Origin of the sequence: Hyalangium versicolor (assembly GCF_020103695.1) — a bacterium.
In the GTDB taxonomy this organism is placed as follows: domain Bacteria; phylum Myxococcota; class Myxococcia; order Myxococcales; family Myxococcaceae; genus Hyalangium; species Hyalangium versicolor.
On the sequence record NZ_JAHXBF010000007.1, the window covers coordinates 167748 to 193854 of the forward strand.

The 26107-nt window shown below is 67.7% G+C and carries 5 protein-coding genes; 3 read left to right on the forward strand and 2 right to left on the reverse strand.

Annotation, left to right across the window (positions count from 1 at the left end; translation table 11 throughout):
* Nucleotides 1-180 precede the first annotated feature (180 nt).
* Genes KY501_RS16545 through KY501_RS16555 form a run of 3 tightly spaced genes read left to right on the forward strand, consistent with a single transcriptional unit; the run spans nucleotide 181 to nucleotide 23758 of the window.
* The gene (locus KY501_RS16545) at nucleotides 181-20523 is read left to right on the forward strand and encodes a non-ribosomal peptide synthase/polyketide synthase (protein ID WP_224364086.1); all 20343 of its coding nucleotides are present in this window, start codon (nucleotides 181-183) and stop codon (nucleotides 20521-20523) included.
* Nucleotides 20520-22160 carry a cyclic peptide export ABC transporter gene (locus KY501_RS16550; protein ID WP_224364087.1) on the forward strand — a complete coding sequence of 547 codons (1641 nt, stop codon included), beginning with the start codon at nucleotides 20520-20522 and terminating at the stop codon, nucleotides 22158-22160. The genes KY501_RS16545 and KY501_RS16550 overlap by 4 nt, the downstream gene beginning before the upstream one ends.
* Before the next feature lie 8 nt (nucleotides 22161-22168).
* Nucleotides 22169-23758 (forward strand): MBL fold metallo-hydrolase, encoded by a 1590-nt coding sequence (locus tag KY501_RS16555; RefSeq protein WP_224364088.1) that lies wholly within the window; start codon nucleotides 22169-22171, stop codon nucleotides 23756-23758.
* A gap of 30 nt (nucleotides 23759-23788) precedes the next feature.
* Here the strand turns inward: KY501_RS16555 and KY501_RS16560 are convergent, their stop codons facing one another.
* Entirely contained in the window at nucleotides 23789-25156 is a 1368-nt protein-coding gene (locus KY501_RS16560; protein ID WP_224364089.1) for a cytochrome P450, read from the reverse strand.
* A 166-nt stretch (nucleotides 25157-25322) separates the two neighbouring features.
* Nucleotides 25323-26063: a proline and serine-rich protein 1 family protein gene (locus KY501_RS16565; RefSeq protein ID WP_224364090.1), complete on the reverse strand. Its 741-nt coding sequence runs from the start codon at nucleotides 26061-26063 to the stop codon at nucleotides 25323-25325.
* Nucleotides 26064-26107: the final 44 nt, after the last annotated feature.

Sequence of the window (26107 nt, forward strand, 5' to 3'; positions counted from 1 at the left end):
GCCAGACTGGCCGCTTTCGCCCAGAAAGCAACATTTCAGCGACATCCAAGCTTCGCGCGAGTTGCCTAGTAAAAACTGTTAAGTGCGATTACGGTCTTCGCGCGCTTCACATTCACCACCGCATTCCCTCTCGTGCCGGCCCCTACGAGATCACCGAGCACTCTCCTGGCATCCACCATCATGAATTCCCCCTTTGGCTACCAGAGTTCGACTCTCATTCACCTTCTGCGCACGCGAGCCACGGAGACGCCTGATCGACGTGCCTATACGTTCCTGGGGGATATGGGGACGGAAGAGACCCATCTCACGTATGCCGAGTTGGATCAGAAGGCTCGCGCCATTGGAGCGTCGCTCCGCCAGGTGGCCTCGGAGGGCGAGCGCGCGGTTCTGCTCTATCCGCCTGGCGCGGACTTCATCGTGGGGCTCTTCGGCTCGCTCTACGGAGGGCTGATCGCCGTCCCCGCGTATCCGCCTGATCCGTCGCGCCTGGCGCGAACGCTCCCCCGGCTGCGCGCCATCATCCAGGACTCGCAGGCCACGGTGGTGTTGACCACCTCCTTCATCGCCGGGATGGCGGAGTTCCTTCAGGAGCAGGCGCCGGACCTGAAGGAGCTCAAGTGGGTGGCCACGGACGCGATGGAGCCCGGCCTGGAGGAGAGCTGGAAGCAGCCCGCGGCGGAATCCAGCACGCTGGCGGTCCTCCAGTACACCTCGGGCTCCACGGGAGTACCGAAGGGCGTGATGCTGAGCCACGGCAACCTGCTGCACAACCTGGCGCTGGCCCACAAGTACTTCCACTTCAGCGCGGAGTCGGTCGCGGTGAGCTGGCTGCCGGCCTACCACGACATGGGGCTCATCGGCATGATCCTCGTGCCGATGTTCTCGGGATGCCTGGCGGTGCTGATGTCGCCCCTGGACTTCCTGAAGCAGCCCCAGCTGTGGCTGGAGGCCATCACCCGCTTCAAGGGAACCCACGCGGGCGGGCCCAACTTTGGCTTCGATCTCTGCGTGAAGAAGATCTCCGCGGAGACGCGCCAGCAGTTGGATCTCAGCAGCTGGGATGTCGCCTTCTCCGGCGCGGAGCCCATCAACCCGAAGACGCTCGAGCGCTTCTCGCAGCTGTTCGGCCCCGTCGGCTTCCGTCCGGATGCATTCCTGCCGTGCTACGGCCTGGCGGAGGCCACGCTGCTGGTGGCCAACAAGCCCTATGGCACCGCGCCCGTGCACCGCGTCGTCAACTCCGCGGGGTTGGAGCAGGGCCAGGGAATCCCCGCCGCGCCCGAGCAGCCCGGCGCGCGCGTGCTGGTGAGCTCCGGCTTCATGAAGATGCCCGAGCACGAGATCGCCATCGTCGATCCCGTCACGCTGGAGCGGTGCCCCCCCGGACGCATTGGAGAGGTCTGGCTCAACAGCCCCAGCTCCGCCCAGGGTTACTGGAACCGGGAGGAGACAACGAAGGAGATCTTCCAGGCGCGCATCGTCCCGACGGGAGAAGGCCCCTTCCTGCGCACTGGAGATCTCGCCTTCGAGCAGGACCATGAGCTGTTCATCGTGGGGCGCCACAAGGACCTCATCATCATCCGCGGGCGCAACCACTACCCCCAGGACATCGAGGCCACTGTTGTCCAGAGCCACCCGGCCATGCGCATCGGGTGCTCGGCGGCGTTCTCGGTGGAAGTCGAGGGGGAGGAGCGGCTGGTCATCGTCCAGGAGGTGGACACGCGCCAGAGCGTGGATCTGGATGAGGTGATGAGCACCCTCCGGCGGGCGGTGGTCGAGTCGCACGAGGTGCAGCCTCATGCCCTCGTGCTGCTGCCCCCGGGCGCCATTCACAAGACAACGAGCGGGAAGATCCAGCGCCGCGCCACCAAGAAGGCTTTCCTGGAGGAGAGCCTGGAGACGCTGAAGGTCTGGCGCGCCGCGAGCGTGCCGCCCCCCGAGCCCATCGCGCAGCCCTCACAGCCCTCGCAGCCCTCGCAGCCTTCACAGCCCGCCGGCCTCGAGGAGCGCACCCTGCGGCAGTGGCTGATCGAGGCCCTGGCCTCCACGGGCGGAGTCGCCGCCTCCACCATCGATCCGGACCAGCCGTTCGTCATGTACGGCGTGGACTCCACGACGGCGGTCCGTATTGCCGGAGATCTGGAGCGGTTCACCGGACGCCAGCTCCCGGCCACGCTGCTGTGGGACTACCCGACGATCAGCGGCCTGGCGCGCCACCTGGCCACGCAGGCCCCCCCGCCCGAGGCCCGCGGAGTCCGCGCGGCGCCGCCCAAGGATGAGCCCATCGCCATCGTCGGCATGGGCTGCCGCTTCCCCCAGGCGTCGGGAGTGGACGCCTTCTGGAAGCTGCTCGAGGAGGGCAAGGACGCCATCCAGGAAGTGCCCGCGGACAGGTGGGATCTGCGCGAGCTGTATGATCCCGATCCCACGAAGCCCGGGAAGATGACCACGCGGTGGGGCGGCTTCGTGGAGCGACTGGACCAGTTCGACCGGGGCTTCTTCGGCATCTCTCCCCGCGAGGCCTCGCGCATGGATCCCCAGCAGCGGCTGCTGCTGGAGGTCACCTGGGAGGCGCTCGAGAACGCAGGGCTCCCCGCCGAGCACCTGGCGGGGACGAAGGCCGGGGTGTTCATCGGCATCTCGACGAGCGACTACGGCATCCTCCAGATGTCGGGCTCGGAGCTGTCGGACGCCTACGCGGGCACGGGCAGCGCGCTGAGCATCGCCGCCAACCGCCTGTCCTACACCCTGGATCTGCGGGGGCCGAGCATCGCGGTGGACACCGCGTGCTCCTCGTCCCTGGTCGCCGTGCACCTGGCCTGCCGCAGCCTGCGCTCGGGCGAGTCGACGGTGGCCATCGCGGGAGGCGTGAACGCCCTGCTCGCGCCGCAGATCACCGTCAACTTCAGCAAGGCGGGCTTCATGGCGCCCGACGGACGGTGCAAGCCGTTTGACGCGCGCGCCGACGGCTACGTGCGCTCGGAGGGAGCCGGCGTCGTCATCTTGAAACCGCTGTCGCGCGCGCAGGCGGACGGAGACACCATCTACGCGGTGATCCGCGGCAGCGCCGTCAACCAGGACGGGCGCTCCAACGGCCTGACCGCGCCGAACCGGGTGGCGCAGGAGGCGGTGCTCCGCGAGGCCTACCGCAACGCGGGCGTGTCGCCGGGCCGGGTGCGGTACGTGGAGGCGCATGGCACCGGCACCGCGCTGGGCGATCCCATCGAGGTGCATGCCCTGGGGGCGGTGCTCGCCACGGATCGTGCGCCGGGTGAGCTGTGCGCGATCGGCTCCGTGAAGAGCAACATCGGCCACCTGGAGAGCGCGGCGGGCATCGCCGGGCTCATGAAGGTGGCGCTCTCGCTGCGCAACAACGCCCTGCCTGCCTCCCTTCACTTCCAGACCCCCAATCCCCACCTCCGTCTGTCCGAGCAGCCCCTGCGGGTCCAGGATCGCCTGGAGCGGCTGGCGACCTCCTCCGAGCCGGTCTTCGCAGGAGTGAGTGCCTTTGGCTTCGGGGGGACCAATGCCCACGTGGTGCTGGAGTCCTCTCCGCAGCGGGGGCGCGCCCTCAAGCCGGTGCCGGATTCCGCCCCGTGGGTGCTGCCACTGTCGGCCCGCGGTCCCGAGGCCTTGCAGGCCCAGGTCCGTCAGCACCTGGACTTCATCTCCCAGGCGGAGGCGGGCCACGGGCCGTCCCTCGAGGAGATCTGCCGCACGGCCAGCCTGCGACGCAGCCACCTGCCGCACCGGCTGGCGCTGCTGGGCCGCAACGCCTCGGAGTTCCAGGCGCATGCCCAGGCCCTGCTTTCCGGCAACGGCGGGCTGGGCCTGCGAGTGGGGCAGCTCACCGCTGGCGCCAGGTCCCGCGTCGTCTTCGCCTTCGCGGGGCAAGGCTCGCAGCGCTGGGGCATGGCGCGCGCCCTCCTGGCGCAGGAGCCCGTCTTCCGGGACGCCATCCAGCAGTGTGATGCGCTGCTGCGCCCGCTGATGGGGAGCTCGCTGCTCGAGGAGTTCGAGGCGGAGGAAGCCCGCTCGCGCCTGTCTCACACGGAGGTCGCCCAGCCGGCGTTGTTCGCCCTTCAGGTGGGGCTCGCCGCGCTCTGGCGCTCGTGGGGTATCGAGCCAGATGCCGTCGTCGGACACAGCGTGGGTGAGATCGCCGCGGCCCATGTGGCGGGAGCGCTCTCGCTGCCGCAGGCCATCCACCTCGTGTACCACCGCAGCCGGCTGATGCAGCGGGCGACCGGCAAGGGGAAGATGGCGCTCGTGGAGCTGCCGCTGGAGGAGGCGGCGCGGCTCCTGAAGGGGTACGAGGATCGGATCTCGATCGCGGCCCAGAACAGCCCTGGCGCCACCGTGCTCTCGGGGGAGACCGCGGCGTTGACGGAGCTGCTCTCCACGCTGGAGCAGCGGAAGATCCCCACGCGCCTGCTGCCGGTGGATTACGCGTTCCACAGCCCGCAGATGGAGCCGCTGCGCGCGGAGCTGGAGCAGGCCCTGGCGGAGCTGCGCCCTGGCTCCACCTCGCTGCGGATGATCTCGACGGTCACCGGCCAGACACTCCAGGGCCCCGAGCTCACCGCGAGCTACTGGGCACGCCAGCTGCGCGAGCCGGTGAGCTTCGCCGGCGCGCTGGGCTCGCTCATCGCCGAGGGCCACGAGCTGTTCGTCGAGGTGGGCCCGCACCCGGTGCTCGCGGCGGACATCGCGCAGATCCTCCGGAACCAGAACCGCCCCGGGCTGGTGCTGCCCTCGCTGCGCCGTGGCGAGGACGACGTCACCGTCCTGCGCGGCTCGCTCGGCGCGCTCTACGCGCAGGGCCGAGAGGTGAAGTGGAGCACCCTGTACCCCGTTCGCGGGGAGGATGCCGCGCTGCCCACCTACCCGTGGCAGCACGAGCGTTACTGGCTGGATGTTCCGAAGGCCCGGGCCGCACGGGCTCTGCCCGAGGCAGCCGACGTCGCTCCCCAGGCCGAGGCCACCTGGCTGTACGAGGCCCAGTGGCAGTCCGTGCCCCTCTCCAGCAGCCCGCGGAACAGCTCGGGCTCCCGCTGGCTCATCCTCTCGGATCGCCAGGGCGCGGGCCTGGCTCTCGCCGAGGCCCTGAAGAGCCAGGGGGAGCGGGTGCGTACCGTCTCTCCGGACGAGGATCCGGCCTCCGCGCTCGCGCAGAGCTTCCAGGAGGAAGGCCGCGCCGAGCTTCGAGTGCTCTATTTCCGGAGCCTCGATGGCGTGTTGCCCGAGAAGGACGACGCGCAGGCACTCCGCGCGGCGCTGGAGTCGGGCTGCGTGCCTGTGCTCCGGCTGCTGCGGGAGCTCGCGCGCAGGCCGGCGGGGAGCACCTGCCGGCTGTGGCTGATGACGCGTGGCGCCCAGCCCGTGGGAGAGGGCACTCCGCGCGTGGCCGTCGCCCAGGCGACGCTCTGGGGCCTGGGCCGCACCCTGGCCTCTGAGCATCCGGAGCTGTGGGGTGGCATGGTGGATCTGGATCCCGGCGCCGAGCCGCGAGCCGCCGGCGCGCAGCTTGCGCAGGCTCTGGGCTCGCTGAGCGCCGAGGATCTGCTCGCGCTTCGCGGCGGTCAGGCCTACGCCTCGCGGCTGGTGCGCAGGCGGGAACTCGCCGCGCCCGAGAAGGCGGCACCGCGCCTGCGTCCGGACGCCACCTATCTCGTGACGGGCGGCCTGGGCGGAGCGGGCCCGAGCATCGCCCGGTGGCTCGTGGACAGCGGAGCACGCCGGCTGATCCTCATGGGCCGCACGAAGCTCCCGCCGCGCTCGAAGTGGAATGAGGCGCAGCGGGACGAAGCCCTCGCTCAGCGTATCCGCACCATCCGCCAGCTCGAGTCCCAGGGCGTCAGCGTGCACGTGGCGTCCGTCGACGTGGCGGACGAGGCAGGCCTGTCCGCCTACCTGAGCCAGTTCCAGGATGAGTGGCCGGAGATCCGCGGCGTCATCCACGCCGCGGGCGTGCTCGGGGATCAGGAGCAGCCTCTGCTCCAGCTCGAGCCGGACTCGCTCGATCAAGTGATGAGGCCCAAGGTCCTGGGCGGCTGGGTGCTCCACCGCGTGCTGCGAGCCCAGCCCCTGGACTTCTTCGTGTCCTTCTCCTCCGCCGCTTCGCTCCTGGGCCTGCCCGGCCAGGCGGCCTACTCGGCGGCGAACGCCTTCCTCGATGCGCTCTCGCACGAGCGCAAGGCGGTGGGCCTGCACGGCCTGAGCATCAACTGGGGTCCCCTGGCCGAGGCCGGTATGGCAGCGGACTCGGAACGCACCCGGCAGCTCGTCCGCCGCGGCGTCCACCCCATGGCCCCGGATCAGGCGATGAGCGCCATGGGCCCCCTGCTCGCCTCGGGCTCCGCCCAGACAGCGGTGATGGAGGTGAAGTGGTCCGTGCTGCGGCCCCTCTTCGAGACGCGAGGGGCGCGGCCCTTCTTCTCGCTCATGGAGGATCTGGCCACCGATCCAGCCCGCCAGGTTGCCTCGAAGCCGCAGGATCTGTCTCTGCGCAGCGAGCTGCTCGCCCAGGACGCCGCGGGCCGACAGCGCATGTTGGAGGGCTTCATCCGCGGCGAGCTGGCCAGCGTGCTCGGACTGGCTCCAGAGCAGCTCGAGTTCTCCCAGCCCCTCAACACCATGGGCTTCGACTCGATCATGGCGCTCGAGCTGAAGAACCGCGTCCAGAGCCGCCTGGGGCTGTCGTTGCCCATCGCGGAACTGATTGGCGGTCCCAGCCCCGCGCAGTTGGCGGCCTCGCTGCTCGCGCTGCTGGACTCCGCTCCGGCCCAGGCGCCCCAGAAGGCGCAGAGCCTGCCGGTGCGCCGGCAGGCGGATGGCGAGGAGGTGGCCCTGTCCTACGCGCAGGAGCGCTTCTGGGTCCTCCATCAGCTGGAGCCCCTCAGCCCCGCGGCCAACCTCGCGGGCATCCTCAACCTGGAGGGCGCGCTGAACCGCGAGGCCCTCGAGTGGAGCTTCACCGAGGTGATCCGGCGCCACGAGGTGCTGCGCACCACCTTCCCCGTGGTGAAAGGCCACCCGGTACAGCGGGTGGGGCCGGTCGTCCCCGTCTCCATCCCCGTCATCGATCTCTCGCGACTCTCTGCCCAGGAGCGAGAGGCCGAGCTGCGCAAGTACACCCAGGAGGAGCCGAGGCGGCCGTATGATCTCACCCAGGGACCGCTGATCCGGCTCACCCTGCTGCGCCTCGCCGAGAACGAGCACATCCTCGTCATGGCGATGCACCACGTCATCTCGGACGGCTGGTCGATGATGACCGTAATCGTCGATGAGCTGGGCGCGCTCTATACCTCCCGCCTCTCGCAGCAGCCCTCCGGCCTGCCGGAGCTGCCCTTCCAGTACTCCGACTACGCAGCCTGGGAGCGGCAGGAGCTGCGCGGCGACTGGATCCAGGAACAGCTGGCCTACTGGAAGAAGCGGCTGGCGGACGCCCCCGAGGCCCTGGATCTGCCCACGGATCACCCTCGCCCGAACGTGCCGGGCCATCGCGGAGCCCGGCAGCCCATCGATCTGTCTCCATCGTTGGCGGCGGCGCTCCGGCGCCTGAGCGATCAGGAGGGCTCCACGCTCTTCATGACCCTGCTGGCGGCGCTCAAGGTGCTGCTCTCGCGCTACTCGGGACAGACCGATCTCAGCGTCGGCGCGCCGATCACCAGCCGCAACCGCAAGGAACTGGAGGGCTTGATCGGGCCCATCCTCAACACCCTGGTGTTGAGGACGGATCTCTCGGGCAACCCGTCCTTCCGAGAGCTGCTCGGCCGGGTGCGCCAGGTGATGCTGGGAGCCTACGCTCACCAGGACATCCCCTTCGAGTACCTGCTCCACGAGCTGCAGCCGACGCGCAACCTCAGCCGCTCTCCGCTGTTCCAGGTGGCGCTGACGATGCAGAACAACCCCATGCCCCAGCTGTCATTGCCAGGCTTGAAGCTGGCGGGGCTGGAGGGAGACAGCGGCACGGGCCAGTTCGAGCTGCGACTCGAGCTCTGGGACATGCCCGAGGGGCTGCGAAGCTGGTGGGTCTACAGCACCGAGCTCTTCGAGCCGGCCACCATCTCGCGGATGAGCGCGCACCTGCAGACGTTGCTGGAGTCCATCGTTCGCGACCCCACGCAGCGCATCTCCGAGCTTGCCTTGGTGCCGGTGCCGGAGCGCGAGCAGCTGCTGCAGCAGTGGAATGACACCCGCGCCGACTTCCCGGCCGACGCCTGCATCCACCAGCTGTTCGAGCGCCAGGTCGACAAGACTCCCGATGCTCCGGCCGTCGCCTTCGAGGACGCCCAGTGGAGCTACCGCGAGCTCAACCGACGCGCCAACCAGCTAGCCCACCACCTGCGCCTTCTCGGCGTCGGACCCGAAGTCAAAGTCGGCCTGTGCGTCGAGCGCTCCCTCGACATGGTCGTCGGCATCCTCGGCATCCTCAAGGCGGGTGGCGCCTACATCCCGCTGGATGCCGCCTATCCCCAGGAGCGCCTGGCCTTCATGATGCGCGACTCGGCCATGGCCGTGCTCGTCACCCTGGAGGCCCTGGCCGATGAGCTGCCCTCACAGGGCGAGCAGCTCGTCTGCCTCGACAGTGACTGGGACTCGATTGCCAGCCAGCCCGAGCACAACCCCAGCACCCGCGTGACCCCGCAGAACCTCGCCTACATCATCTACACCTCGGGTTCCACCGGCCTTCCCAAGGGCACCCTGCTCCAGCACCACGGCCTGTGCAACACCGCTCTGGCTGCCGCCAAGTTCCACGGCTTCAAGCCTCACAGCCGCGTGCTCCAGTTCGCCGCCGCCAGCTTTGACGCTTCCGTCTGCGAAGTCTTCTCCACCCTCATGGCGGGCGCTTGCCTCGTCATGGCGCCTCGCGAGCAGTTGCTGCCGGACATGCCTCTGAGGACCCTGCTCGAGAGCCAGCGCATCACCGCCGTGACTCTCACTCCGTCCGTCCTCGCTCAGCTCGAGCCCAACGGCCTCCCCCTGCTGGAGACCATCATCTCCGCGGGCGAGGCCTGCCCTCCGGAGCTGGCTCGACGCTGGTCCAACGGCCGCACCCTGCTCAACGCCTACGGACCCACCGAAATCACCGTCTGCGCCACCATCACCCGCGGCTCCGTCTCGCCAGAGCGCATCACCATCGGCAAGCCCTGGGACAACGTCCGCACCTTCATCCTCGACTCGGCCTTCCAGCCCTCTCCCATCGGGATCCACGGCGAGCTGTTCGTCGAGAGCCCCGGCATCGCTCGCGGCTACCACGGCAGGCCCGAGCTCACCGCCGAGAAGTTCATCCCCCACCCCTTCAGCTCCTCTCCCGGTGCTCGCCTCTACCGCACGGGCGACAGGGCTCGCTTCCTCGCTGACGGACAGATCGAATACCTCGGACGCGTTGACTCCCAGGTGAAGCTGCGCGGCTTCCGCATCGAGTTGGGCGAAGTCGAGTCGGCTCTGCTCGCCGCGGACTCCGTTCGCGAAGCCGCTGCCGTCATCCGTGAGGACCCGGGCACTCCTCGCAGGCTCGTGGCCTACCTGGTCGCCTCTCCGGGCGACTCCATTGATGTCGCCTCCCTGCGCGACTCCCTCAAGAACCGGCTGCCGGACTACATGGTCCCGGCCTTCTTCGTCACCCTCGATTCCCTGCCCCTCACTCCCAACGGGAAGCTCGACCGCAAGGCTCTCCCCGCTCCCGACGCAAGCATCCTGGAGCAGGAGAAGCACTTCATCGCTCCTCGCAACGACATGGAGGAGATGGTGGCCGACATCTGGGCCGACGTGCTGGGCCTGGAGCGCGTGGGAGCGCACGACAACTTCTTCGAGCTGGGCGGCCACTCGCTTCTCGCCACCCAGGTCACCTCGCGCATGCGCGAGCTCTTCCACGCCGAAGTCCCGCTCGCCACGCTCTTCGACGCGCCCACCGTCGAGAAGCTGGCCCATGCCGTCGAGGCCCTCCTCGAGGAGAAGCAGGGCCTGAAGGCCCCTGAGCTGCGGCCCGTCACCCGCACCGATCGGCTGCCTCTGTCCTTCGCGCAGCAGCGACTGTGGTTCCTGGATCAGATGGATCCAGGAACACCGCTCTTCAACGTCCCGGTGAGCCTGCGGATGAAGGGCACACTCCAGGAGAAGGTCCTGGTGCGCAGCTTCAGCGAGCTCATGAGCCGTCACGAGACGTTGAGGACCGTGTTCCCGTCGGACGAGAGCGGTCCCTTCCAGGTGATCTCGGGCGCGAATACGCCCACCCTGAGGGAGATCGATCTCCAGGGGCTGGCGGAAGTCGAGCGGGAGGAAGAGGTGAAGCGGCTGACGGCGAGCGAGGCTGTGCTGCCGTTCGATCTCTCGCGCGGGCCGTTGCTGAGGCTCACGCTTCTGCGCCTCGCGCCCCAGGAGCAGGTGCTCCTGCTGACGCTGCACCACATCGTGTGTGACGGCTGGTCCGTGGGCATCCTCATCCAGGAGCTGGCGGCGCTCTACGAAGCCCTCTCCGCGGGTAACACGCCCCTGCTGCCCGAGCTGCCCATCCAGTACGCGGACTACTCCGTGTGGCAGCAGGAGTGGCTGCGCGGCGAGGTGCTCGACAAGCAGCTGACCTACTGGAAGCAGAAGCTCGAAGGCATCCCCTCGACGCTGGAGTTGCCGACGGATCGCCCGCTGCCAGCGGTGCGCTCCACCCGCGGCGCCCAGGAGACGGTGCTGTACCCCAAGAGCCTCTCCGACGGGCTGCTGGCCTTCAGCCGCAAGGAGGGCGTCACGCCCTTCATGACCCTGCTGGCGGGCTTCAAGCTGCTGCTGCACCGCTACTCGGGCCAGACGGACATCGTCATGGGGACGGATGTCGCCCACCGCAACCACGCGGCGACCGAGAGGCTGATCGGCTTCTTCGTCAACCAGCTCGTGCTGCGCAGCAACCTGTCCGGGGATCCGGCCTTCCGGGAGCTCCTCGGCCAGGTGCGCGACGTGACGCTGGATGCGTACGCCCACCAGGATGTGCCCTTCGAGGAGCTCGTCAAGGCGCTGAACCCGGAGCGCGGCCTGGGCCACGCGCCGATCTGCCAGGTCAAGATCTCCTTCGAGTACAACGCGGACTACGAGCTGAAGCTCCCCGGGCTGGTGCTGCATTCGCAGGGAAATGACACCGGCACCTCCAAGCTCTACCTCACGCTCTCCGTGCGCGAGACGTCCCGAGGACTGCTGTGCCTCTGCGAGTACAGCACCGATCTGTTCGACAGGGACACCATCGTCCGCATGCTGGGACACCTGCGCACCGTTCTGGAGAACGTGATCGCGGATCCCGCGCAGCGCATCTCCAACGTGGCCCTGCTGCCGGCGTCGGAGCGCGAGCAGCTGCTGCAGCAGTGGAACGACACCCGCGCCGACTTCCCGGCCGACGCCTGCATCCACCACCTCTTCGAGCGCCAGGTCGAGAAGTCTCCCGATGCTCCGGCCGTCGCCTTCGGTGACTCCCAGTGGAGCTACCGCGAGCTCAACCGACGTGCCAACCAGCTGGCACACTACCTGCGCCGGCTCGGCGTTGGCCCAGAGGTCAAGGTTGGCCTGTGCCTCGAGCGCTCACTGGACATGGTCGTCGGCATCCTCGGCATCCTCAAGGCCGGGGGCGCCTACATCCCCCTGGATGCCGCCTATCCCCAGGAGCGCCTGGCCTTCATGATGCGCGACTCGGCCATGGCGGTCCTCGTCACCCAGGACGCCCTGGCCGATGAGCTGCCCTCTCAGGGCGAACAGCTGGTGTGCCTGGACACCGACTGGCCTCAGATTGCCTCTCTGCCCGAGAACAACCCCGTCACCCAGGTGACGGCACACAACCTGGCCTACGTCATCTACACCTCGGGCTCCACCGGCCTGCCCAAGGGCACCCTGCTCCAGCACCACGGCCTGTGCAACACCGCTCTGGCCGCCGCCAAGTTCCACGGCTTCAAGCCTCACAGCCGCGTGCTCCAGTTCGCCGCCGCGAGCTTCGACGCTTCCGTCTGCGAAGTCTTCTCCACCCTCATGGCGGGCGCTTGCCTCGTCATGAGCACCCGGGACGAGATGATGCCCGGCGCTCCGCTGAAGTCGCTCCTGGAGAGCCAGCGCATCACCGCCGTGACGCTCACCCCCTCTGTGCTGGCTCAGCTCGAGCCCGAGGGCCTGCCTCTGCTGGAGACCATCATCTCCGCGGGCGAGGCCTGCCCTCCGGAGCTGGCTCGACGCTGGTCCAACGGACGCACCCTGCTCAACGCCTACGGACCCACCGAAATCACCGTCTGCGCCACCATCACCCGCGGCTCCGTCTCCCCGGAGCGCATCACCATCGGCAAGCCCTGGGACAACGTCCGCACCTTCGTCCTCGACTCGGCCCTTCAGCCCGCCCCCATCGGCATCCCTGGCGAGCTGTTCGTCGAGAGCCCCGGCATCGCTCGCGGCTACCACGGCAGGCCCGAGCTCACCGCCGAGAAGTTCATCCCACACCCCTTCAGCTCCTCTCCCGGTGCTCGCCTCTACCGCACGGGCGACAGGGTCCGCTTCCTGGCTGATGGCCAGATCGAGTACCTGGGTCGCGCTGACGATCAGGTCAAGCTGCGCGGCTTCCGCATCGAGCTGGGAGAAGTCGAGTCGGCTCTGCTCGCCGCGGACTCCGTTCGCGAAGCCGTCGCTGTCGTCCGCGAAGACCCGGGCTCGCCTCGCAGGCTCGTCGCCTACCTGGTCGCCTCTCCGGACGAGACCATCGACGTTGCCTCCGTCCGTGAATCCCTCAAGAACCGGCTGCCGGACTACATGGTCCCCGCCGTCTTCGTCACCCTCGACGCTCTCCCCCTCACTCCCAACGGGAAGCTCGATCGCAAGGCGCTCCCCGCTCCGGACGGCGATCGCCCGGCGCTGGCGAAGAACTTCATCGCTCCTCGCAACCCGACGGAACAGAAGCTCGCGGACATCTGGGCGGGTCTGCTCGGCGTGAGTCGTGTTGGCATTCACGACAACTTCTTCGACATGGGTGGCGACTCGATCATCAGCATCCAGGTGATCGCTCGCGCCCGTCAGGTGGGCATCCACCTGACGCCGAAGCAGATGTTCCAGCATCAGACGATCTCGGGACTGGCTTCAGTGGCGGCGTTCCAGGGAGTCACCCAGGACGAGCAGGGAGTGGTGCAGGGCCCCGTGGCCCTCACGCCCATCCAGCACTGGTTCTTCGAGCAGCAGTTGCCTGAGCCTCACCACTACAACCAGTCCGTCATGCTCAGGGTCCTCCAGCCTCTACAGCCGGAGCTGCTCGAGAAGGCCTTCCAGCTCCTGCTGGTTCACCATGATGCCCTCCGCCTGCGCTTCTCCCGCTCCGACGGGCAGTGGCACCAGGAGCTCTCCGGCATCGAGCACCCCTCTGTCCTCCAGTCCTTCGACACGCAGGACATCGAACCCATCGCTTCCCGCCTCCAGTCCAGCCTGTCCCTGACCGACGGACCCCTGCTGCGCGCGGCTCTCTTCAACCGCGGGCCTCAGCTCGAAGCCCGCCTGCTCATCGTCATCCATCACGCCGCCGTCGATGGCGTCTCCTGGCGCATCCTCCTGGAGGACCTCAGCTCTCTCTACAGCCAGTTGCTCCAGGGACAGCCTCCCTCCCTCGCCCCCAAGACCACCTCTTTCAAGTCCTGGGCTCAGCACCTCTCCACCTACGCTCAGTCAGACGCCCTGCTCCAGGAGCTGCCACACTGGCTCACTCCTCGCCAGCACCAGCCTCTTCCCACTGACGGCAAGGGCGGACCCAACTCCCTGGACTCCGAGCGCACTGTCTCCGTCTCCCTTGAGCCTGAGGACACCAAGCTCCTGCTTCAGGAAGTCCCCTCCGCCTACCACGCTCAGATCAACGACGTGCTGCTCACTGCTCTGGCTCAGAGCGTTCTTCCCTGGGCTCGCTCGGAAAGGCTCTGGGTCGACCTGGAATCCCACGGCCGTACAACGCTCTTCCCAGAGGTCGACCTCTCACGCACCGCGGGCTGGTTCACCAGCGTCTACCCCGTGCGCCTGGAGCTGCCTCAGAGCGCTTCACCGGGTCAGGCCCTGCGCTCGGTGCGCGACACCCTGCGGCGCGTGCCCAACCTGGGCCTGGGTTACGGAGTGCTGCGCTACCTCTGCCAGCACGACGCCGCTCAGCCCCTGCGCGCCCTGCCCCCCGTCCAGATCGCCTTCAACTACCTGGGCCAGGCCACCACCGGCGCCGAAGCAGACGCCCTCTTCGGCTTCACCCAGGAGCCCACGGGCCCCACCTACTCCGCCCGAGGCAACCGCACCCACGTCATCGCCATCAATGGCATCGTCGTGCGCAACGCGGAGGGCAGCCAGCTGCGCCTGTCCTGGACCTACAGCGAGAACCTCCACTCACACGAGACCATCGAGACACTCGCGAACCAGTATCTGGCCGCTCTGCGCCAGATCATCGCCCACCGCAAGTCCCTGGATGCCGGCCGCTACACCCCCTCGGACTTCCCGCTGGCTCGCCTCACGCAGCCCGAGATCGATCACATCCTGCCCCCGGGCTCCGCGATCGATGACATCTACCCCCTGACGCCCATGCAGCAGGGGTTGCTCTTCCACACGCTGCTCGATCCCAACTCCAGCGTCTACCTGGTCCAGTCTCGCTGGCGGGTGCACTCGCTGTTGAACCCCACCGCCTTCCGGGGAGCCTGGGATGCGCTCGTGGAGCACCACCCCATCCTGCGCACCTCGCTGCGCTGGGATGGCATCACCGAGTCGGTTCAGATCGTCCACTCCCGCAGCACGCTCCCGTGGCAGGAGCGCGATCTGCGTGACCTGGCGCCGGACGAGCAGCAGGAGCAGCTCGACGCCTTCCTCCGGGAGGACTTCGATCGCGGCTTCGATCTGTCTCGCGCTCCGCTCATGCGCATGGCCGTGCTGCGCCTGGAGGAGAACGTCTACCAGATCGTCTGGACGCACCATCACGCCATCCTGGACGGCTGGTCCGTGGGCCTGCTCTTCAAGGACTTCTTCGACGCGTACAAAGCGCTCGCCAGTGGCAAGCAGCCGCACTTGGAGCGGAAGCCGGCCTACCGCGAGTACCTCTCCTGGCTCCAGCGGCAGGACCTGAGCCGCGCGGAGGCCTGGTGGAGACAAGCCCTGCGTGGCTTCACCTCGCCCACCCCGCTGCCGGGCGAGCGCCCCAGCCATGAGGCGAGCGCGGCCAAGGGCACCCACGAGCGGTCCTTCCAGTTCTCCGCGGCCGCGACGGCGCGGATCCAGAACTTCGCGCGGCAGCACCAGCTCACGATCAACACCCTGATCCAGGGCGCGTGGGCGCTGCTGCTCAGCCGCTACAGCGGTGAGCGGGATGTGATGTTCGGCGGCACCGTCTCGGGACGCCCCACGGATCTGCCGGGCGTCGAGTCGATGATGGGGTTGTTCATCAACTCGCTGCCCGTGCGCGTCCGCCTGCCGCGGGGAACGGAGCTGCTGCCGTGGCTCCAGGCCCTCCAGTTGCAGCAGGCCGAGCAGCAGCAGTTCGAATACACCCCGCTGGTCCGGATCCAGGGCTGGAGCGAGGCGCCTCGCAGCGCGTCGCTGTTCGACAGCCTCCTCGTCTTCGAGAACTACCCCCTGGATGCCTCCGTCAAGGAGCTGTCCGCGGGGTTGGACGTCCAGGACGTTCAGGTGAACGAGGGAGTCACCTTCCCGCTCGTCTTCACGGTCGTCCCGCAGAAGGAACTCTCGCTGCGGCTCTCGTACCACGTGTCCCGCTTCGACGCGGACACCATCCAGCGGCTCCTGGGCAACCTGCGCACCCTGCTGGAGAACATGGTGGCGCGGCCCACCCAGCGGCTCGATGACATCTCGCTGCTGTCGCCGGAGGAGCGTCACCAGATCCTGGTGGAGTGGAACAACACCCAGGCGGCCTTCCCCGAGGAGTTGTGCGCGCAGCAGCTCTTCGAGCAGCAGGCGGCGCGCACCCCGGATGCCATCGCGGTCGTCTTCGGACAGACACAGTGGAGCTTCCGCGAGCTCAATCGCCGCGCCAATCAGCTCGCCCACCACCTGCGCCAGCTCGGGGTGGGTCCGGATACACGCGTGGGCCTCTGCATGGAGCGCACGGGAGATCTGGTGGTCGGGATGATCGGCATCCTCAAGGCGGGGGGTGCCTATGTCCCGCTGGATCCGTCCTACCCCATCGAGCGTCTGGCATTCATGTTGGAGGACGCCGCCATCCCCGTCCTGGTCAGCCAGGACTCGATCGCGGAGAACCTGCCCTCCCGAGGCGAGCAGCTCGTCTGCCTGGACTCCGACTGGCCCCACATCGCGCGCCAGCCGGAGACCAATCCTCCGGTCCACTCGCTCCCAGACAACCTGGCGTACGTCATCTACACGTCGGGCTCCACGGGACGCCCCAAGGGGGCCATGCTCCCCCACCGAGGCCTGGTCAACTACCTGAGCTGGTGCACCCGCGCATACCGCATCGATGAGGGGACGGGCTCGCCCGTGCACTCCTCGGTGGCCTTCGATCTCACCGTCACCAGCCTCCTGGCTCCGCTGATGGTGGGTAAGCCGGCCATCCTCGTGGCGGATGACTTGAAGGCGGAGAGCCTGGGCGAGGCGCTGCGCAAGGCCCACAACTTCAGCCTGGTCAAGCTCACGCCCAGCCACCTGCGTCTGCTCTCGCAGCAGTTGGACGCCACCTCGGCCGCGGGCCGCACGCGCGCCTTCATTATCGGCGGCGAGGCCCTCACGGCGGACACGGCGGCCTTCTGGCGCAAGCACGCTCCGGCCTCGCGGCTGATCAACGAGTACGGTCCGACCGAGACCGTCGTCGGCTGCTGCATCCACGAGGTGTCCCCGGACGATCCCATCACGGGCAACATCTCCATTGGCCGGCCTATCGCGAACACCGAGCTCTACATCCTCGATGAGAACCTGCAGCCCACCCCTGTGGGCGTGCCGGGCGAGCTGTTCATCGGCGGCATCCAGCTGGGGCGCGGCTACTGGCGGCGCCCGGATCTCACGGCCGAGCGCTTCATCCCCAACCCCTTCAGCAAGACACCGGGTGCGCGCCTCTACAGATCGGGAGACATCGCGCGATACCTGCCGGATGGCCGCATCGACTGCCTGGGCCGCATCGACCACCAGGTGAAGCTGCGCGGCTTCCGCATTGAGCTGGGCGAAATCGAGAGCGTGCTGGGGCTCTTCCCGACGGTGGGCGAGGCCGTCGCCATCATCCGGGAGGACGTGCCGGGCGAGAAGCGTCTGGTGGCCTACGCCGTCCCGCAGTCGGGAGAGACGTTGGAGACGGACGCGCTGCGCGCCTTCCTCAAGGAGCGGCTGCCCGACTACATGGTGCCCTCCATCTTCGTGGCGCTGGACGCCTTCCCCCTGACGCCCAACGGCAAGGTGGACCGCAAGGCGCTGCCAGCCCCCGATGGCACCCGCTCCTCGCTGGCGAAGGCCTTCACCGCTCCTCGCAACTCGACGGAGCGGCGGCTCGCGGAGATCTGGACCCGTTTGCTCCACGTGGACCGGGTCGGCATCGATGACGACTTCTTCGAGCTGGGTGGCGACTCGATCATCAGCATCCAGGTGATTGCGCAGGCGCGACAGGCGGGCATCCACCTGACGCCCAAGCAACTGTTCGATCACCACACCATCTCGGCGCTCGCCGAGGTGGCAGCGAGCGAGGCATCCACGCGGGACGAGCAGGGAGTGGTGCAGGGCCCCGTGGCCCTCACGCCCATCCAGCACTGGTTCTTCGAGCAGCAGTTGCCTGAGCCTCACCACTACAACCAGTCCGTCATGCTCAGGGTCCTCCAGCCCCTACAGCCGGAGCTGCTCGAGAAGGCCTTCCAGCTCCTGCTGGTTCACCATGATGCTCTGCGCCTGCGCTTCTCCCGCTCCGACGGACAGTGGCACCAGGAGCTCTCCGGCATTGAGCACCCCTCCGTCCTCCAGTCCTTCGACACGCAGGACATCGAACCCATCGCCTCCCGCCTCCAGTCCAGCCTCTCCCTGACTGACGGGCCCCTGCTGCGCGCCGCTCTCTTCAACCGCGGACCTCAGCTCGAAGCCCGCCTGCTCATCGTCATCCATCACGCCGCCGTCGATGGCGTCTCCTGGCGCATCCTCCTGGAGGACCTCAGCTCTCTCTACAGCCAGTTGCTCCAGGGACAGCCCCCCTCCCTTGCCCCCAAGACCACCTCCTTCAAGTCCTGGGCTCAGCACCTCTCCAACTACGCTCAGTCAGACGCTCTGCTCCAGGAGCTGCCACACTGGCTCACTCCTCGCCAGCACCAGCCTCTTCCCACTGACGGCAAGGGCGGTCCCAACTCCCTGGACTCCGAGCGCACCGTCTCCGTCTCTCTCGAGCCTGAGGACACCAAGCTCCTGCTTCAGGAGGTCCCCTCCGCCTACCACGCTCAGATCAACGACGTGCTGCTCACCGCTCTGGCTCAGAGCGTTCTGCCATGGGCCGATGCAGACTCCCTCTGGGTCGACCTGGAGTCCCACGGCCGTACAACCCTCTTCCCAGAGGTCGACCTGTCTCGCACCGCGGGCTGGTTCACCAGCGTCTACCCCGTGCGCCTGGATCTGGCCCAGAACGCCTCGCCGGCTCAGGCCTTGCGCTCGGTGCGCGACACCCTGCGGCGCGTGCCCAACCTGGGCCTGGGCTACGGAGTGCTGCGCTACCTCTGCCAGAATGAGTCCGCTCAGGATCTGCGTGCCCTGCCCCCCGTCCAGATCGCCTTCAACTACCTGGGCCAGGCCACCACCGGCGCCGAAGCCGATGCCCTCTTCGGCTTCACCCAGGAGCCCACCGGGCCTGCGCACTCCACGCGCGGCAACCGCAATCACGTCCTCGTGATTGATGGCATCGTCGTGCGCAACGCGGAGGGCAGCCAGCTGCGCCTGTCCTGGACCTACAGCGAGAACCTCCACTCACGCGAGACCATCGAGACTCTCGCGAACCAATTCCTCGACGCGCTCCGCGAGCTCATCACCCAGCGCAAGTCCTTGGACGCCTCTCGCTACATCCCCTTGGACTTCCCGCTGGCCCGCGTCACGCAGCCCGAGCTCGATCACATGTTCCCCCCGGGCGCCGCCATCGAGGACATCTATCCCCTGACTTCCATGCAGCGGGAGATGAGCTACGAGACGATCCTGGATCGCACCTCCACCGTCTACCTGGTGCAATCGCACTGGCGCTGCTACTCGCCGCTGGATCTCTCCGCCTTCCGAGTGGCCTGGACGGCGGTGGTCGAGCATCACCCCGCCCTGCGCACCGGCATCGCCGCGGAGGGTTTCAAGGAGCTGCACCAGGTCGTCTACCCGCAGCCCACGATGCCCTGGCAGGAGCACGACTGGCGCGGCCTGCCGCCGCAGGAGCAACAGGCGAAGTTCGAGGCGTTCCTCCGAGAGGACTACGATCACGGCTTCAACCTGTCCCGCGCTCCGCTCATGCGCGTGGCCGTGCTGCGCCTGAAGGAGCACGTCTACCAGATCGTCTGGACGCACCATCACGTCACGTTGGACGGGTGGTCCATGAGCGTGCTCTTCCAGGACGTCTTCTCCGCATACAAGGCGCTCGTCAGCGGCCAGCCGCCGCGTCTGAAGCCGAGCGCGCCCTTCCGCGAGTACATCGCCTGGATCCGGAAGCAGAACCAGGCGGAGCTCGAGGCGTGGTGGAGAAAGACACTCCAAGGCCTGACGGAGCCCACTCCCGTGCCCGGAGACAAGGGGCCGGGCCATTATTCCCAGGGACAGCCGGTCATGGGCGACCAGAGCCTCTGCCTCTCGGAAGAGGCCACGGCGTCGCTGCAGTCCTACGCCCGGCGGCACCAACTGACGCTCAACACGCTCATCCAGGCGGCCTGGGCCCTGCTGCTGGGCCGTCACGCCGGCACGCAGGAGGTCCTCTTCGGCGCCGTGTCCTCCGGCCGTCCCGCGGAGCTGCCCGGCGTGGAGCGGATGATCGGCCTCTTCACCACCTCGCTCCCGATACGCATCGCCCTGCCCGGCAACATGGACCTGCTGACGTGGCTCCAGTCCATCCAGGCGCAGCAGATCGAGCTGCGCCAGTATGAGCACGTCGACACCTCCCGGCTCCATGGGTGGAGCGAGCTGCCCGAGGGCTCCTCGCTGTTCGAGAGCGTGCTGGTCGTCGAGAACTTCCCTCTGGAGGGGACGCGCGAGACGCAAGCCTCCTCGAAGGAGGCGATCTCCCAGGCCCAGGCGGACGGCGCGGCCCGGCTCGTCGAGCACATGCGCACCTCCAGCGGCCTGGACGTCCGGGACTTCCACGCCACGGTGATGCGGCTCACGTTCCCGCTGATGCTCACGGTGCTCCCGCAGTCGGAGCTCTTCCTCCACATCGCCTACCAGAGCGCTCGCTTCGAGCCGGAGACCATCCAGATCATGCTCGAAGCCCTGCGCGCCACCCTGGAGAAGCTGCCCCACTGGTCCACGGAGCCGGTCTTGGAGCTCGCTCCCGGGCTGCCTGAGCAGAACCTCCTCCCCGCGAAGACGAAGGCATCGGCATGAAAGAGCTGCTGCGGCTCATCTCGAGCTCCAGGCGCACCGCGATCCTGTCACTGCTCCTGGGCGTCGTCTCAGGAGCGTGCGGAGCGGGGCTGATCTGGCTCATCAGCGACACCCTCAGCCGAGACTTCACCTCCACGGGCTACCTGTTCGCCGCGGTCGCGCTCTTCTCGTTGCTGACGCGGATCGCCTTCATGAGCCTGCTGAGTCGGCTTCAGCAGGGAGCGATCTTCAACCTGCGACGGCACCTGAGCCGCCGCATCCTGGCAACCCCCCTGCGCATCCTCGAAGAGGTGGGGACCCCGCGCCTGCAGGCGACGCTGACAGCGGACATCTTCGCTCTCGGCGAGGGGCTCCGCCTCTTCCCCTCGTTCTTCATCAGCCTCACCAGCGCGGTGGGCTGCCTCGTCTACCTGGCATGGCTCTCGTGGTCCGCCTTCCTCGCCCTGCTCGCCTTCGGGACGCTGGGAGTCCTCAGCTACTGGCTCCCCACCCAGAGCGCGGTCCGCGTCTCCGAGCGAGCCCGCGCGAGAGAGGATGATCTGTTCAAGTACATCCGCTCGCTCACCGAGGGCGCCAAGGAGCTGGGGCTCAACCAGTCGCGGCGCAAGGCCTTCCTGGCCGAGTGCCTGGATCCCACGGCGGATGATCTGCGCCGCTTCACCGTCCGCACCCACGACATCTACGGCGCCACCTCGAGTTGGGGCCTGTTCCTCTTCTTCCTGCTCATCGGGCTGGTGCTCTTCGTCCTGCCCCACTTCAGCCAACAGAGCGTGCGCGTCCTGACCGGCTATGTCTTCGCGATCCTCTACCTGCAGCAGCCGCTGGCGGGCATCCTCGAAGCGCTCCCAGCGCTGAACCAGGGAGGGGTGGCCCTGCGGAGGATTCAATCGCTGGGGCTGGCACCCGCCACCGAGCCCGCCGGGCCACACCTCCTCCCAGCCGGGGAGGCCACTCCGGCGTTCCAGCACCTCTCCCTGAACGCCGTCACCCACGCGTATCACCGCGAGCAGGAAGACGATCGCTTCACCCTGGGGCCTATCGATCTCTCCCTGCGCCAAGGAGAGCTCGTCTTCTTGATTGGCGGCAATGGCAGCGGCAAGACGACGCTCGCCAAGCTCATCACCGGCCTCTATGCCCCCGAGGGGGGAGAGCTCCGCCTCAACGGCAAGCTCATCGCCCACGAGAACCGCGAGGAGTACCGCCAGTACTTCTCGGCTGTCTTCTCGGACTTCCACCTCTTCGAGAGCCTGCTCGGCGCCCCGTCGGATCCCGAGACGCTGGCGCGCATCCAGGGCTACCTGACCCGGCTCCACCTCGACCGCAAGGTGCGCATCACCCAGGGCCGGTTCTCCACGACCAGCCTCTCACAGGGTCAGCGCAAGCGGCTGGCGCTGCTGGCCTCTTACATCGAGGACCGGCCCATCTATGTCTTCGACGAGTGGGCCGCGGATCAGGATCCGACCTTCAAGGCGGTCTTCTACGAGGAACTCCTGCCCGAGCTGAAGAGCCAGGGCAAGACGGTGCTCGTGATCACCCACGACGATCGCTACTTCCACATCGCCGATCGCATCCTCAGGCTCGAAGCCGGCAAGCTGGTGTCTCCTCCCCCAGCGCTCGGCGTCCAGAACTTCGCATAGGAGTCGTCATGCCGCAGCCCATGTATCTGAAGCAGAACGTCGCGTTGGAGCCCCTCTACAATCAGTGGTACGCGTGGTGGTACCTGATCCCTCCCCAGACGGCGCCCATGTTCGTGGCGCAACTGCACACGCGGATCATGCAGTCCTTCGTGGCTGCCCCGGATATTCACGTCGCGGCGCTGAAGAACCCAGCTCTCATGGGCGGGCCCTACATCAACTACCCCGCGGACAGGGCCAACGAAGTCAAACTCCTCCTGGAGAAGACGCAAAAGGAGCAGGCCGCCTCGTACCAGTTCGTGGAAGCGCTGGCGGAGTTGGACAAGATGCTCCTGGCGTCCACGGGCCACTCCCTCGAGAGCCTCTATCCGAAGGTCCCCGACATCCTCCGCGGCTACGTGGAGCTGACGTACGATCTGAACAACCGCGCGACCGCCCGCTTCATCGAGCCGCTGCTGTACCACAGCCCCCACTACCGCGAGTCCTCGCAGAGCATGCTGCTGCGGACCATCGACAAGGACGCGCGCTCCTACATCTTCAGCACTCCGCGACTGGACACGGACGGCGGCATTCACCTGCACCTCCCGTTCCGCCACGAGGGCGTGGATGCGCTGTTCGCCATGCGCAAGCAGCCGGGCTCTGTGGATGCCATCCGCGAGAAGCTGGGCATCGGCGCGGCGGACGAGAAGACATTCTCCACCTTCTTCACGGAGGAGCCGCCGCGCGCGGCTCCCCGCTACGACGGAGAGGGCGTCCGGCTGCGCTATTTCGGCCATGCCTGCCTGCTCATCGAGTCGAAGGACGTGAGCATCCTCACGGATCCCGTGGTCAGCTACGACTTCCCCACGGATCTTCCTCGCTTCACCCATGCGGATCTGCCGGAGCGGATTGACTATGTCCTGATCACCCACGGCCACGCCGATCACCTCATGCTGGAGACGCTGATTCCCTTGCGCGGCCGTATTGGCACGATCATCGTGCCGCGCAGCACCGGTGGCTCCCTGGCGGATCCCTCCCTGAAGCTGCTGCTGCGCAACGTGGGCTTCCCCCGCGTGATCGAGATCGAGGATCTGGACTCCCTCGAGATCCCAGGAGGCTCACTGACGGGGTTGCCCTTCCTCGGTGAGCACGGCGATCTCAACATCCGCGCCAAGACGGCCCACCTGATCCGGCTCCAGGGCCAGTCCATGCTGATGGCCGCGGACTCGAACGCCATCGAGCCCCGCGTTTACGATCATGTTCAGCGGGTGGTGGGGAAGATCGATGCCCTGTTCCTCGGCATGGAGAGCGAGGGCGCGCCGATGAGCTGGATGTACGGGCCTCTGCTGCACACCCCGCTGCAGCGCAAGATGGACCAGTCGCGCCGGCTCAATGGCTCGAACGGCGAGCGGGGCATCGAGATCGTCAAGCGGCTGCATCCCAAGCACGTGTACGTCTACGCCATGGGACGCGAGCCCTGGCTGAGCCACGTGATGGTGATGGGCTACACCGAGACGTCTCCGCAGCTCATCGAGTCCCGCAAGCTGCTCGACTACTGCCGGGAGCAGGGGCTCACCGCCGACATGCCCTTCATCCGCAGCGAGCTCTTCCTGGGCCGCTGAAGGAGGGGGGCAGGTGCCCCCCAGAGCCCATCAGGCGGCGTTCGCCGACACCTTCACCCGGAGGGCATTCTTGGGCCGGAGGGTGAGCGCCGCCTGCAGTTCCACGGGGTGCCCCGGCATGCTCGTGAGCTGGTAGCGCTGCACCACCAGCGCGAGGATGATCTGCATCTCCTGCAGGGCGAAGGTGTTACCAATGCACTGACGCCCTCCGCCCCCGAAGGGGAAGTAGGCGTACCTCGGGCGTGACGTCGAGCGCTCCGCGGTGAAGCGGTCGGGATCGAAGCGGTCGGGGTCCTCCCAGAGATCCGGGCGCCGGTGCGTCACGAAGGGGCAGGACAACACGACCGAGCGCGCAGGCACGTGGCACCCATCGATGACGTCATCCTGGGTGGGGCTGCGTACCAGCAACCAGGCGGGGGGATACAGCCGCATCGACTCGTGGATGACCCGGAGCGTGTAAGCCAGGCGGGGGAGATCCTCCGCCGTGGGCGGACGGTCTCCCAGCACCTCTTTCACCTCCGCGCGAACCCGCTGCTGGGCCTCGGGGTACTCCGCGAGCAGATGGAGCGTCCAGCACAGCGCCTGCGCGGTCGAGTCGTGCCCCGCGATCAGCAGCGTCATCATCTCGTCGCGCAACTGCTTCTCGCTCATCCCTTCGCCCGTCTGCTCATCCCGGACACTCATGTAGATGGAGAGCATGTCCGAGTACTCGGAGGAGTCCTTCTGGCGTTGCTGGATGCGCTGGTGGACACCCGAGTTGATCGTGTCCATCAGCTTTCGCCAGTGGCGATTCCTGGCCGTGGGCAACCAGGCGAAGTTGGGGATCAGTGACCAGAACTTCTCGTTGGTGATCACCACGCTCTCGCCGAGTGCCGAGCCGAACTCATCGGCATCCCCTCCGATGGGGACCGAGAAGAGCGTACGTCCCATGGTGTCCAGACCGACCCTGCGCATCTCCTCCACGGCATCGATGCTCTCACCGCGCTGAGCGGGGACTGCCCATCGGTCGACCAGGGATTGCGCGGCTCCCACCATGGCCGGGACCAGCGTCCGCAGCCGCTGCTTGTGGTAGGCGGGCTGAGACAGCCGCCGCTGCCGCTTCCAGGCATCGCCCTCGCTGGTGAGGAGCCCCTCGCCCAAAGCCTCCTGGAGCGGATCCACGGTGTTGCTGGACACGGCCTTGGAGAATGCCCCTTTGGTGTAGGGCACGGGGCCCGCCAGGACGCGTTGCACGTCCGCGGGAGAGGAGACGAAGAACCAGTTCTTCCTCAACTGCACCAGCCCGGAGTGCTCTCGCGCCAGTTGGGTGAATGTCCCCAGAGGATCGCGCCGGAGGCGAAGCAGGACTCCGACGAAGGGAAAGCCTTTGGGGACGTAGGGAGTACGCTCCGTAGTCATACTCCGGGTTTTAGTGGAACCCCCACGGACGGACCAGCATCTACAGAGTCATTCATTGGTCACAATCCGTACGGTCCACTGCGGCCCCCGAGTTCCGGGGGGATCGCCGCGGCCGAGCTGGACACCCGTCTAGGTGTACCCGCTCGGCCACGGCTCGGCCAGACCGCTATCTGCCGATGATGTCGCGCAGCTTGTCCTTCTCACCCTGGAAGTTGAACGAGCCGTAGAGCTGGTACCCGTTCTCGCGGTCGAGGACTCGCGGCCAGAGGGTGCGCACCGCATCCAGCTTGTCGTCACCGAAGGAGAAGCGCTGGAGGATCTTCTGCACCTGGGACACCAGGAAGAACTGGGTCGGGGACGCGGACTCGAGCACCCGGAGCTTGCCATCCCCAAACGACTCCTTGTTGATGGCGTTCAGCAGTTGCTGGAGCTGGCCCTCGGAGATCGGCTGCGCCACCGGGACCGGAGCGGGGGGAGGAGGAGGAGGAGTGGACCGCCGACGGAAGACGCGCAGGTCCGGGGCATTGGAAACGTCCGCACGGACTCCATTCATCTCCGCGCGCACCTTGCTCAGAGCGTCACGCAGGTCCCGGCTGTCACGGCTGTTGTTGCGATCCGCGCGCTCCAGGGCCCTGCCCAACTGCTCCTCCATCCGGGCCAGCCGATCGATGATCTGCTCACGCTCGACGACCACCAGCACGCCCTGGCGGCGGAAGCCCTGGGGAACCTCCCAGTCGTCATAGCCGTACGCGGGGCCGTTGTTGTAGCCGGGAACGGGGGTGGAGGGCTGCGCGGGGCCGGTAGCCTGGCCGGGGGGAGGCTGGCGCTGGAGAGCTTGGGTCGGGGCGGTCTGGGCCGCGGCGGCGGCGGACATCAGCATCACAACGGAAAGGGCGAGAGCCCTCATGGCTGCTTCCTTGTTGGGGGTATCTGTCCCTACTGACGCACAGG

Bases quoted from the DNA above. Each gene is read 5' to 3' on its own strand.
- KY501_RS16550 (WP_224364087.1), top strand. From the start codon at position 20,520: ATGAAAGAGCTGCTGCGGCTCATCTCGAGCTCCAGGCGCACCGCGATC.
- KY501_RS16555 (WP_224364088.1), top strand. From the start codon at position 22,169: ATGCCGCAGCCCATGTATCTGAAGCAGAACGTCGCGTTGGAGCCCCTC.
- KY501_RS16560 (WP_224364089.1), bottom strand. From the start codon at position 25,156: ATGACTACGGAGCGTACTCCCTACGTCCCCAAAGGCTTTCCCTTCGTC.
- KY501_RS16545 (WP_224364086.1), top strand. From the start codon at position 181: ATGAATTCCCCCTTTGGCTACCAGAGTTCGACTCTCATTCACCTTCTG.
- KY501_RS16565 (WP_224364090.1), bottom strand. From the start codon at position 26,063: ATGAGGGCTCTCGCCCTTTCCGTTGTGATGCTGATGTCCGCCGCCGCC.